Consider the following 11,240-nt stretch of genomic DNA (forward strand, 5'->3'; position numbering starts at 1 on the left):
GCCGAGTGGTGGGGCAAGAGCGTTTTGCTTACTTTTGCGCTTTTTCAAAAGTGAGCCGCCGTCAGGGCGGAACCCTAAGTGGCCGTTACCGCAGGAATGGATATGTACCCGGTATAACTGCGTCGCCTGTCAGGCCGTCATCGCAGGCAAGCCAGCTCCCACAGTTTGATTGCGGGGTGTCAGGGAGATAGGCGCCGGCTGTCAGTCCGTCACGGGAGCAAGCTCCCTCGCCACGGGTTCAGCTTCGTATCGCCCGTCGAGAGGAACACCCAGCAGAGTTATCGACGACGCCTGCGCAGCAAAGGCCAGTTGGAGGCGAGCGCACCCGGCTCAGCGTCACGCCCGGCAACTCGCACCAGGTCTGGAAACTCAAGCAGCAAAGCTCGATTGCCCCGGCCAATATGCTCCATCACCGCCAGGGTAATGTTTTCCCGCACCATGCCCGTCGAAACGTAATACATGGCCCAGGCCTGCTCTGGCGTACACAGGCCGATCTGCTCTTCAATCTCTTTGTAGGCCTTGTAGTCGTCTGACTCTAAGTAGCGCTGATCACCGCCCTGGCGCATGCTGTCTCCCTCCCCGGCCCCATCCCCATCACGTACCGCTTTTAACCTTGGTCCAGACCCGTGTGCGAATACGCTCGGCCTTCAGCGGCAAGGGCTCAAGCGGCACCAATGTCGCCATGGTCTTTTTATCGGGATAGATCCAAGGGTTATCCCGCAACTTCTGCTCGACAAACTTCGTGGCATCTTTGTTGGCGTTGGGATAGAGCATGTAGTTGGACGTCTTGGCTATCACCTGTGGCCGCAGCATGTAGTTGATGAATTCCAGAGCGGCCTTTGGGTGGCGAGCATCCTTGAGCAACACCCAGTTTTCAGACCAGACCAAGCCGCCTTCGCGCGGCAGGCTGTAGGCAATCTTGCGGCCGCTGTTGGTCTTTTCATTAATCGCCTGCGCCGCCAGTGCACCATTGGCCCAGCCGACGACCGCACAGATATTGCCGTCTGCCAGGTCGGTGTCGATTCTGGACGAGTCGAAATAGAGTACATAGGGACGGATTTTCAACAACAGCGCCTGGGCCTTCTGGTAATCCTCTGGATCGGTGCTGTTACTGGGCAGCCCCAGGTAGTGCAAGGCAATGGAAATGATCTCGCTGGGGGAGTCGAGCATGGCCACGCCACAGGACTTGAGCTTGCTGATGTTTTCTTCTTTGAAGATCAGGTCCCAGCTGTCCACCGGCGCGTCATCACCCAGTGCCGCCTTGACCTTATCCACGTCGTAGCCAATGCCGGTGGTACCCCAGACATAGGGCACGGCGTAGCGGTTACCGGGGTCATTGACCGCCAGCAGGGACAGGATGTCAGGGTCGATGTGCGACAGATTACTCAACTGCGCACGATCCAACGGTTGCAGCACCCCGGCCTTGATCAAGCCGGGCAATACATTGGAGGTGGCCACCACCAGGTCATAACCGGTGCGCCCAGCCATGACCTTGCTTTGCATGGTTTCGGCGCTGTCGAAGGCATCCATATGCAGCTTGATGCCGCTCTCCTGCTGGAATTGCTTGGGCGTCTGCGGCTCAAGAAAGCCGAACCAGTTATACAGATACACCGAATTTTCAGCGGCGGCTGCGGGCGTGCTGATTGCAGCGCCCATAAACGAAGCTAAAAAAATAGCTCGCAAGTGTGCTCGACTCATATGACTATCCCTGTCCACACGACGCGCCTTCATGGCTATCGTAAGCTCGGGGTGAATATACCGAGCCTTAATGAATAGTAAATACCTACAAGTACTTAGCTCTGGCCTGCAAAGCCCTAACCCTAAAGGGGTAGAACATGTCGCTTGACCTTCATAGCCTGGCTTGGCACCGATCGGTTGGAAAACTGATCATGCAGCTCAATCGCCCGGAGTTCTGGAGTTCGTTGATTCGGGTACTGAATGAATATGTGCAGATAGACAATTGGGTGGTGCTGGTTTTCGGCGACCACGCAGTGCGTGTGATCAGCCTGCCCGAGGTGGCAGACAGCGAAGAAATCGACGCCTTTATTCACCGCTATGTGAAAGGTCTGTACCTGCTGGACCCGTTCTACATCGCTGACCGAGAAAACCCGCAGAGCGGGTTCTTCCATCTGCTGGATATTGCGCCGGAACACTTCGGGGAAACCGAGTATTACCAACAATATTTCGCGCAATACATCTCGGTCGATGAGGCGCAATACAACGTACGGCTCGATGCCGACAGAACGTTGTGCATGTCATTTGGCAGCAACCTGCGCTTCACCCAGGCGCAGATAACGGTATTGGACATGATCAAGCCGTGGGTAACGGCAATGATGCATCAACGCATGGGCTTTGAAACTGACCCGGCAAAAAACCTCGCCGAGCCGACCCCATGGGCCGAGGCACTCACTCAGTTGGAAACACAGGTAACGACGCGTGAAAAAGACGTGCTCAAGTTACTGCTCAGTGGGTTCTCCAACAAAGAGATCGCCGGCAAGCTGTCGTTGTCGACGGAGACCATCAAGGTTCACCGCCGTAATATCTACAGCAAGCTGAATATCAAATCTCAGTCGGAACTGTTTGCGCGGTTTTTTATGCCACGGCAGGAGATTACATCGACGCGTTGAATGGTGGCGGTGCGCTGGCGAGGTAAATTGCGCACAAACAAAAACGCCGATCATCACTGATCGGCGTTTTCGTTAAATATGGAGCGGGAAACGAGACTCGAACTCGCGACCCCGACCTTGGCAAGGTCGTGCTCTACCAACTGAGCTATTCCCGCAAATGGCGTCCCCTAGGGGACTCGAACCCCTGTTACCGCCGTGAAAGGGCGGTGTCCTAGGCCACTAGACGAAGGGGACACGCTACTGAAACACATGGTGTGTGTTCCAGTGCCCAGAGGCCTTGTCCGAAGACTTGGTCCTGGTTTCACTCAATGCCGCCCAAAGGCCACACTGCTTGTAAATTGGAGCGGGAAACGAGACTCGAACTCGCGACCCCGACCTTGGCAAGGTCGTGCTCTACCAACTGAGCTATTCCCGCATATGGCGTCCCCTAGGGGACTCGAACCCCTGTTACCGCCGTGAAAGGGCGGTGTCCTAGGCCACTAGACGAAGGGGACACACGTACAACATTCACTCCCTACCGCGTTTCGCTGTGTGCTTTACGCTGTAAGTGGCGCGCATTCTATGGATGGATTGAAAGGTCGTCAACCCCCAAGGATAAATTTATTTAAATCAATGACTTCGCCATGGTTTCACGGCCTTCGCGGGCATTGGAGCTGTCTGAGCCTTGGCGCCTATATTCTGGCGTTCGACAAGGCGCTATAGTTCACCCAGGCAAATGATGGCAATGTGCATCCATTCAGGCAGCGCCTACCTATATAGAAGAAATCACCTGGGCAACTGGTCGATCGGTCCTATCCGCCGGATGACCCAGTCACTACACTCCACAGCACACCCTATTAAAGAGGTCACACCGGTGACACCACTCATGATCACCCTGCTGGTAATAGCCGGGATCGTAATACTGATCGCCATTGGCTACATGAACCACGTGGTGGAAAACAACAAGCTGGAAAAGAAGCGCACCGAGATCGAGCTTAACGATCGGCTGCGTCGCTGCGGTGAAATCACCGAGACCTTCCCCGGTCAACTGATGACCCCAGCGCTCAAGCTGTTGCTGGCTCGCCTGGAGCTGAACGTCAACCAACGCCTGTTGAACCTGAACAAGTCCAGCACACCGCTCAAGGCGCGTATCACCGAACTGAATGCGCTGATCGCCCAAGGCGAGTCGATTCCGGTGGCCAACCCGCCGGCGCCGATCCAGACCGAAGCCAAGGCCAAGGACGTGCGTTTTTTGCTCGAAGCCCTGCACGGCCAAGTCACCCGCGCCGCCCAGGACGGCTTCCTGCCGACCAACGAGGCCAAGCACTGGATCAAGGAAATCCGGCATATCCTGGTGCTGCTGCACATCGAGTTTTTCAACAACCTCGGCCAGCACGCTCTGCTGCAAGGCCAACCCGGCCAGGCACGCCTGGCGTTCGAGCGCGGCGTGCAGTACTTGCGCAAACAGCCGGAGCCGGTGCTCTACAGCGCCCAGTTGCAACTGTTGGAGTCCCAATTGGCGCGCGCCAACTCCACGGTGCTGACCAACAGCAAGCCTGCCGAGGACGAAGTCAACGAGTTGACCGAGGGCTTGAAAGTTGTTGACGCTGACGCCGAGTGGAAGAAGAAAGCTATCTACGATTGATGGCAACGCGAAGGCAATGTTCATAGCAACGAATATCAAGGTGAGAACTGGCTTGCCTGCGAAGACGTCGGCTCAGCAAACATTGGTGTTGGCTGACCCGCCGCTTTCGCGAGCAAGCCCGCTCCCACAGTGGGATTGTGGGGTGTCGGGTAGGTGAGCATCGGCTGGCAGGCCTTTCGCAGGCAAGCCAGCTCCCACAGTGAAATCATCACATGCCATCAATGTGCACCTATCCCCCCGCCCCCGACTAGCGTAAAAAAGTGCCCCTCACTCCGTGAAACTAGAGGCCTGTTATGCCTGTCGCCGTGATTGATGGACAACCGCTGCACTATATCGACCAGGGCGCCGGCCCCGTCGTGCTACTGGGTTCGAGTTACCTGTGGGCCAGCGACATGTGGGCGCCGCAGATTGAAGCGCTGTCGCAGCAATACCGCGTGATCGTCCCGGAATTGTGGGGCCATGGGGAGTCCGGCTCGTTGCCAGCACTCACCGGTTCCCTGGATGGCCTCGCGCGCCAGGCCCTGGCCCTGCTGGATCACCTGGACATCGCAGAGGCCAACCTGGTGGGCCTCTCGGTCGGCGGCATGTGGGGCGCACGCCTTGCATTGCAGGCTCCCGAACGCATCAATAGCGTGGTGCTGATGGACACCTACCTCGGGGCCGAGCCCGAAGCAACGCGCCAGTACTATTTCTCGCTGTTCAAGATGATTGAAGACGCCGGGGCGATCCCCGAACCGTTGCTGGATGTGATCGCACCGATCTTCTTCCGCCCGAATATTGACCGCAACTCCGCGCTGTACCAGGATTTTCGCCAGTCATTGCAAAACTTCCCCAAAGAACGCCTGCTAGACAGTATCGTGCCGCTGGGCCGCCTGATCTTCAGCCGCGAAGACATCCTGGCGCAATTACCTGAATTGGACTCCGACACCACCCTGGTGATGTGCGGCGAGCAGGACAAACCCCGGCCACCGGCCGAGTCCGAGGAAATGGCCGAGCTGATCGGTTGCAGCCTGATCCTGATCCCCGAAGCCGGGCATATCTCCAGCCGCGAGAACCCGGATTTCGTCAACGAGGCGCTGCTGACCTTCCTCGCCAACCACGCCTGATCGCCCTGCCCTCAGATCGCAGCGCCCTGGCTGCGATCAAAGGCGGAAGTGCCCCACCATGCCCTTGAGTTGCGCGCCCAACTGCGCCAACTGGATGCTCGAAGCGGCATTGTCTTGCATGCTCAACGCCGAATGATCGGCACTCGCCCGAATACTGGTAACGCTGCGGTTGATCTCTTCGGCCACCGAGCTTTGCTCCTCGGCGGCGGCGGCGATCTGTTGGTTCATCTGCTGGATCAATGAAACGGCCGCCGCAATGCTGCCCAAGGCCCCTTCGGTTTCCAGCGCATCACTGACCGCCAGCTTCACCAGCTCGCCGCTCTGCTGGATCTGCTGCACCGAGGACTGCGCCGCACTGCGCAGCGTGCTGACCAGCCGTTCGATTTCCTCGGTCGATTGCTGGGTGCGCTTGGCCAATGCCCGCACTTCATCGGCCACCACCGCAAAGCCACGCCCTTGCTCACCGGCACGCGCTGCCTCAATCGCAGCGTTCAAGGCCAGTAAATTGGTCTGTTCGGCCACGCTCTGGATCACGCTCAACACGGTACCAATGTTCTGGATTTGCGCGCTGAGGCTTTCGATGCTGGCGCTGGCACTGTTGCTGGATGTGGCCAGCAGTTCGATACGCTGCAGGCTCATGCGCACCACCTGCTGGCCGCTATCGACCTTGGCATCCGCGGTCTGCGCGGCCTGGGCCGCCTGCTCGGCATTGCGTGCCACATCGTGCACCGTGGCGGTCATCTGGTTCATCGCCGTGGCGACCTGCTCTGTTTCGTCCTTCTGGTTGCTGACTTCGGCAGTGGTTTGCTCGGTGACACTGGACAGCGAATGCGCGGAACTGGCGAGCTGTTCGATCCCCGCCTGCAACCCACTGACCATCTGGCTCAAGCTGTTGCCCATCTGCTGCATCGCCTGCATCAACTGGCCGATTTCATCACGCCGGCTGACCTCCATGCGCCCACTCAGGTCACCCGAGGCGATCTGCTGGGCCACGGCGATCACCGCGCGCAACGGCGCAACAATCAAGCGGGTGATCACCCATGCAGCGATCAAGCCCACCAGCAGCGCCAAGGCGGATGAGCCGATGATCAGCAGCGTGCTGTGTTGCAACTGTGTTTGCATGGACTGGTCTTCGGCGGCATACGCCTGGTTGACCCGGCTGACCACTTGCTCGGCGCGGTCATGCAATTGCGTGTAGACCACTTTTTCCTGGGCCAGCAGCCCGGTGTATTCGCCGAGCTTTTCACTGAACGACGCGATATGCCCAGAGACTTCGTTGAGCACGGTCTGGTAGCCGGCGTCCTTGACCGTGGTTTTGAGCTTCTCGACTTCAGCCAGGGCCTGGTCGGCCTGCTCGATCTTGCCCTGCCCGGCGGCGTCTGCGTCTGCCCTGCGGCTCTGGTCCAGGCGCACCCGCGCTTCGTTCATGGCCTGCAACATCAGGCGCGACACCTGGCTGACCTGCCCGGCCTGCTCGATAAACTCCGCGCCCTCCTTGCCTTGGCTTTCCTTGAGGCCGTAGGCACCGTCATCCGCCAGCCCGGCTTGCAGCACATCCAGGTTATTGGCCACGCTGGACACCGACCAACTGGCCATTTCCAGGGCGAGGTCTTTGGTCTGGGTCAACTCGACGAACTCATCGAATGCCTGGCGATAGGCGACCAAGGCTTGCTCAACGTCGCCCATCACTCGCTCGTTGCTGGCGGACCGAGCCTTGAGACGCGTGGCCTGGGCCAGCAGCGCATCGACACTGGCATGCAGGGCATCAACGGCCTTGGGGTCGGCGTGCAGCGCATAGTCCTGTTCGATCAAGCGCACCTTGAGCAGGTCGCTGTTAAGCGTCGACATCGACGTGAGGCCTTCGAAGCGCTGGCCGATGGTCTGCAGGGACCACACACCGATGGCCGCTACCAGGGCCGTCAGCAGCAGTACCAGGGTAAAACCCAAGCCGAGTTTTTTTGCCATACCGAGGTTGGCGAAACGCCGTTGCACGCCCGAAATCATTGCGCTTGATCCTCTTGCAATGGCAAATGCCATAGGCCAGGTTTACAAGCAGCGAGATTCGCAACCCCGAGGCACTGAGCACAAGCCGCTGGCGCCGGAATAATGGCAAAAAGCTACACGTGCGTCGTTTTCAGAATGGTCGAGGTCGATCTTGCCGCGCCCATGGCGCGAAACAGCGTCAATGCGCGTTGATCAGCCGCGTAGGCCACATTGATGCGCAGCCATTCACTGCGCTCACCCGTGGGGCTGAACAACGCCCCCGGTGACAGCAATACACCGAGGCGCTGGGCGCAGGCTTGCAATCGGAAAGGGTCGGCCAAGCCCGGTCGCACCCACAAGAACATACCGCCCGCGGGTGCGGCAAATACCTGCCACTCTTCATCCTCCAGCACCTGCAACGTCGCGGCCATCTGCGCGTTCAAGCGCTTGCGCAGGCGCTGCGCCCACTTACGGTAAGTGCCGTTACTCAACAACGTCGCCACCATGGCTTCGGCAAAACGTGAGGTGCCGATGCCTGTCAGGGTCTTGAGCTGGGCCAATTGCGTGATGATCGCGGCACTGGCGCACAGGTAACCCACGCGCAGGGCGCTGCTCAGGGTCTTGGAAAAGCTCGACACATAGATCACCCGGTCATCATGGGCCAGCGCCGCCAAGCGTGTGCAACTGGCATGCTGCAGGTCGCCGTAGACATCCTCTTCGATAATCAGGAAGTCGCGCTCGCGTGCCAGCTCCAACAGACGCTCTGCCACCGGACGGCTCAAACTGGTCCCTGTGGGGTTGTGATACTGGCTGTTGATGAACAGGCACTTGGGCCGGTGGGTGTGCAGCAGCGCTTCCAATGCCGGGATATCCGGGCCGCCACGCGTGCGCGGCACGTGCAGCAGCGTGACCCCCTGAAAGGCCAGTTGACGATAGAGATTGCCATACCCGGGTGTCTCGACCACCACCTCATCACCGGGCTTGAGCAATGTGCGTATCAGCAGGTCCTGGGCATGGCTGGCGCCATGGGTGGTGAGGATACGGTCCAGGCTGGCGGGCACGTGTATCTGGGTCAGGCGCTTGAGCAGTTGTTCGCGCAACGCCGGCATCCCCAGAGGCGTGCTGTAGTTGAACAGGCCCCCGGTGTCGGTACGGCTCAGTTCACGGATCGCGTAGCTGATGTCATCGCTTTCGCGCCAGGTGTCGGGTAACCAGCCGCAGCCCAGCTTCAGCTCGCCCAGCGGACTATCGGTAAAGGCGCCCCAGCCCTGTTCCGCACCTTCATACCAGTGGTTTTCATGGGCCGTGATGGGCTGCGCCACCACGTACCCCGAACCATGCCTGGGGGCCAGCAGCCCCTGGGCCACCAACCGCTCGAATGCCTCGATCACGCTGGCCTGGCTCAGCAGGTTATCAAGGGCCAATTGGCGAATGGACGGCAAGCGTGTGCCAGGGCTCACCCCCTCCTTGCGAATCCATTCTGCCACCGCGCTGACGATCTGCTGAACAACCGGTACCTGGGCTTGTCGATCAATCCCTAAATCCATGAGCCACTCACTTAAACTGTCTGTTAACCCAAAACAGTTAAGCACAGAAGCCCGGTAAGACCGGCCGCAAACTTTTATTAAAGTATTGATTTTATTGGGTTATTTACCTAGTGAAACATATTCGTGCACAGCCCACTGCCCGCCATGGAAACGCCCCACAGCACCTGGCTCTGTTTTCGAATGCCGCGCGACCTGCCGTCCTAGATCGCCGTCGCGCCACCGTCCACCGCCAGGGCCTGACCGGTGGTAAACGCTGCGCCATCACTGCACAGGTACAACACGGCGCTGGCGATTTCCTCAACCTTGCCAATGCGTCCGACCGGGTGCATGGCTGCGGCAAACTCAGCCTTGCGCGGGTCGGCCTCATAGGCGCGGCGAAACATGTCGGTATCAATCACGGCCGGGCAGACGGCATTCACGCGGATTTTCTTCTTCGCGTACTCGATGGCCGCTGATTTGGTCAGGCCGATCACCGCATGCTTGGACGCCGCATAGATGCTCATCTTCGGTGCCGCCCCCAACCCCGCCACCGATGCGGTGTTGACGATGGCCCCGCCGCCCTGGGCCAACAGCAACGGCAGCTGATACTTCATGCACAGCCACACGCCTTTGACGTTAACCCCCATGATGGCATCGAACTCATCGAGACTGCCGTCGGCCAGCTTGCCCTTTTCTATCTCGATGCCGGCGTTGTTGAAGGCGTAGTCCAGGCGCCCATAGGTGGCGACGGTCTGTGCCATCAACTGTTGCACGTCCGTATCGAGCGTGACGTTGCAGCGCACAAATATCCCTTCGCCACCGGCCTGGTGGATCAATGCCACAGTGCCCTCACCTCCCGCCACATCGAGATCAGCGACCACCACCTTCAGGCCTTCGGCGGCGAATGCCAGCGCGGTGGCGCGGCCAATACCAGCGGCGGCGCCGGTCACCAAGGCGACTTGGCCAGAAAACGTCATGCTCATGGGAACTGTCCTGTGGGGTTAATTGCGGTGAGGCGAGTCTAGCCAACGCCGGCAGCCGCGCGTCAGCACTATCAGAAGGCCGGTTGGCGCTGCATGAATCGCAGTGATAAAGCCGCCCGGCTGATTATCAGCGAGGCCTATTGCCGGGCATTCGCCTGCGCCGCACACCCTTGCCCTTCTGCCCCTGAGGGTCTATCACTCATGTTCCATTTCTAAAGAGTCCTTGCCATGACCGCCCAGACCAACCGCCAATTTCTGCTCGCCAAACGCCCGGTCGGTGCCGCCACGCGCGAGACCTTCACTTACCAGGAAGTGCCGGTGGGCGAACCCCAGGACGGCCAGGTGCTGGTGCGCAACGAATACCTGTCCCTCGACCCGGCCATGCGTGGCTGGATGAATGAAGGCAAGTCCTACATCCCACCGGTAGGCATCGGCGAAGTGATGCGCGCTTTAGGCGTAGGCAAGGTGATTGCCTCGAAGCATCCGAACTTCGCGGTGGGGGACTACGTGAACGGTGCACTGGGCGTGCAGGATTACTTCCTCGGCGAGCCCCGTGGCTTCTACAAGGTGGACCCCAAGCTGGCGCCCCTGCCCCGCTACCTGTCCGCCCTGGGCATGACCGGCATGACGGCCTACTTTGCCCTGCTGGAAACCGGCGCACCGAAAGCCGGTGACACCGTGGTGATCTCCGGCGCCGCCGGAGCCGTGGGCAGCATCGCCGGGCAAATCGCCAAGCTCAAAGGCTGTCGCGTGGTGGGAATCGCCGGTGGCGCCGAGAAGTGCAAGTTCCTGGTCGATGAGCTGGGCTTCGACGCCGCCATCGACTACAAAAGTGAAGACGTGCCCGCCGCCCTCAAGCGCGAGTGTCCTAAAGGCGTGGACGTGTATTTCGATAACGTCGGCGGCGATATTCTCGACGCGGTGCTCAGCCGTCTGGCACTCAAAGCCCGCGTGGTGATTTGCGGGGCAATCAGCCAGTACAACAACAAGGAAGCGGTCAAAGGCCCGGCGAACTACCTGTCATTGCTGGTCAACCGTGCGCGCATGGAAGGCTTTGTGGTGATGGACCACGCGGCGAACTTCGCGGCGGCGGGTCAGGAAATGGCCGGCTGGATGGCCCAGGGCAAGCTCAAGAGCAAGGAAGATATTGTCGAAGGGCTGGAGACATTCCCGGAAACGCTGATGAAGCTGTTCAATGGCGAGAACTTCGGGAAGTTGGTGCTCAAAGTCAGCTGAAACAACACAGAAACAAATGTGGGAGCTGGCTTGCCTGCGATGCAAGCAACTCGGTTTCTAAGTGATACCGAGTTGATACTATCGCAGGCAAGCCAGCTCTTATCAAACAAAAAATAACTCATTGTTTTTGCTCTTAAAAATCACGCCGCTTTAAC

The 11,240-nt window shown here is 59.2% G+C and carries 9 protein-coding genes, 4 tRNA genes and 1 pseudogene; 4 read left to right on the forward strand and 10 right to left on the reverse strand.

All coding sequences use genetic code 11. From position 1 onward, the window contains the following. Positions 1 to 278: 278 nt before the first annotated feature. Positions 279 to 566: a hypothetical protein gene (locus DK871_RS27595; protein WP_032892595.1), complete on the reverse strand. Its 288-nt coding sequence runs from the start codon at positions 564 to 566 to the stop codon at positions 279 to 281. Between the two features lie 28 nt (positions 567 to 594). After that, positions 595 to 1,698: a polyamine ABC transporter substrate-binding protein gene (locus DK871_RS27600; RefSeq protein ID WP_161907389.1), complete on the reverse strand. Its 1,104-nt coding sequence runs from the start codon at positions 1,696 to 1,698 to the stop codon at positions 595 to 597. A 137-nt stretch (positions 1,699 to 1,835) separates the two neighbouring features. Between DK871_RS27600 and DK871_RS27605 the strand changes: the two genes are divergently transcribed. Further along, positions 1,836 to 2,627 carry a LuxR C-terminal-related transcriptional regulator gene (locus DK871_RS27605; protein ID WP_161907390.1) on the forward strand — a complete coding sequence of 264 codons (792 nt, stop codon included), beginning with the start codon at positions 1,836 to 1,838 and terminating at the stop codon, positions 2,625 to 2,627. Positions 2,628 to 2,706: 79 nt separating this feature from the next. Here the strand turns inward: DK871_RS27605 and DK871_RS27610 are convergent. The 4 genes from DK871_RS27610 to DK871_RS27625 all read right to left on the reverse strand — a co-directional run bounded on the left by DK871_RS27610 (position 2,707) and on the right by DK871_RS27625 (position 3,121). Beyond that, positions 2,707 to 2,782: transfer RNA gene (locus DK871_RS27610), tRNA-Gly, on the reverse strand. A gap of 3 nt (positions 2,783 to 2,785) precedes the next feature. Further along, a tRNA-Glu gene (locus DK871_RS27615) sits at positions 2,786 to 2,861 on the reverse strand. A gap of 105 nt (positions 2,862 to 2,966) precedes the next feature. Further along, positions 2,967 to 3,042 (reverse strand) — tRNA-Gly (locus DK871_RS27620). Between the two features lie 3 nt (positions 3,043 to 3,045). Further along, positions 3,046 to 3,121, reverse strand: a tRNA-Glu gene (locus DK871_RS27625). A 359-nt stretch (positions 3,122 to 3,480) separates the two neighbouring features. Between DK871_RS27625 and DK871_RS27630 the strand changes: the two genes are divergently transcribed. Together DK871_RS27630 and DK871_RS27635 are read left to right on the forward strand one after the other, a co-directional pair. Further along, complete coding sequence (locus DK871_RS27630; RefSeq protein ID WP_073521738.1) at positions 3,481 to 4,251, forward strand: hypothetical protein; 771 nt, start codon at positions 3,481 to 3,483, stop codon at positions 4,249 to 4,251. A 293-nt stretch (positions 4,252 to 4,544) separates the two neighbouring features. Next, positions 4,545 to 5,357, forward strand: a complete 813-nt coding sequence (locus tag DK871_RS27635) for an alpha/beta fold hydrolase (RefSeq protein ID WP_161907391.1) — start codon at positions 4,545 to 4,547, stop codon at positions 5,355 to 5,357. A gap of 36 nt (positions 5,358 to 5,393) precedes the next feature. Here DK871_RS27635 and DK871_RS29800 read toward each other — a convergent pair whose 3' ends face one another. From DK871_RS29800 to DK871_RS27650, 4 genes and pseudogenes are all read right to left on the reverse strand, one after another. Next, positions 5,394 to 6,275, reverse strand: coding sequence for a methyl-accepting chemotaxis protein (locus DK871_RS29800; protein ID WP_375139756.1), 882 nt, complete (start codon positions 6,273 to 6,275; stop codon positions 5,394 to 5,396). Next, positions 6,252 to 7,394: pseudogene (locus tag DK871_RS29805) on the reverse strand (HAMP domain-containing protein); the annotation flags it as partial. The pseudogene DK871_RS29805 and the gene DK871_RS29800, both read right to left, overlap by 24 nt. An 80-nt stretch (positions 7,395 to 7,474) precedes the next feature. Continuing rightward, entirely contained in the window at positions 7,475 to 8,887 is a 1,413-nt protein-coding gene (locus tag DK871_RS27645) for a PLP-dependent aminotransferase family protein (protein ID WP_161907393.1), read from the reverse strand. Positions 8,888 to 9,087: 200 nt separating this feature from the next. Further along, complete coding sequence (locus DK871_RS27650) at positions 9,088 to 9,849, reverse strand: SDR family oxidoreductase (RefSeq protein WP_003190072.1); 762 nt, start codon at positions 9,847 to 9,849, stop codon at positions 9,088 to 9,090. Positions 9,850 to 10,077: 228 nt separating this feature from the next. Here DK871_RS27650 and DK871_RS27655 point away from each other — a divergent pair, with 228 nt between their 5' ends. Continuing rightward, the gene (locus DK871_RS27655; protein WP_056788490.1) at positions 10,078 to 11,085 is read left to right on the forward strand and encodes an NADP-dependent oxidoreductase; all 1,008 of its coding nucleotides are present in this window, start codon (positions 10,078 to 10,080) and stop codon (positions 11,083 to 11,085) included. Positions 11,086 to 11,240 lie beyond the last annotated feature (155 nt).

It is taken from the genome of Pseudomonas sp. L13, from assembly GCF_009935965.1.
Classification (GTDB): domain Bacteria; phylum Pseudomonadota; class Gammaproteobacteria; order Pseudomonadales; family Pseudomonadaceae; genus Aquipseudomonas; species Aquipseudomonas lactis.

Excerpts from the sequence above, each read along its gene's own strand:
- DK871_RS27635 (WP_161907391.1), top strand. The coding sequence starts at position 4,545 with ATGCCTGTCGCCGTGATTGATGGACAACCGCTGCACTATATCGACCAG.
- DK871_RS27655 (WP_056788490.1), top strand. The coding sequence starts at position 10,078 with ATGACCGCCCAGACCAACCGCCAATTTCTGCTCGCCAAACGCCCGGTC.
- DK871_RS27650 (WP_003190072.1), bottom strand. The coding sequence starts at position 9,849 with ATGAGCATGACGTTTTCTGGCCAAGTCGCCTTGGTGACCGGCGCCGCC.
- DK871_RS27645 (WP_161907393.1), bottom strand. The coding sequence starts at position 8,887 with ATGGATTTAGGGATTGATCGACAAGCCCAGGTACCGGTTGTTCAGCAG.
- DK871_RS27600 (WP_161907389.1), bottom strand. The coding sequence starts at position 1,698 with ATGAGTCGAGCACACTTGCGAGCTATTTTTTTAGCTTCGTTTATGGGC.
- DK871_RS27605 (WP_161907390.1), top strand. The coding sequence starts at position 1,836 with ATGTCGCTTGACCTTCATAGCCTGGCTTGGCACCGATCGGTTGGAAAA.
- DK871_RS29800 (WP_375139756.1), bottom strand. The coding sequence starts at position 6,275 with ATGCAGGCGATGCAGCAGATGGGCAACAGCTTGAGCCAGATGGTCAGT.
- DK871_RS27595 (WP_032892595.1), bottom strand. The coding sequence starts at position 566 with ATGCGCCAGGGCGGTGATCAGCGCTACTTAGAGTCAGACGACTACAAG.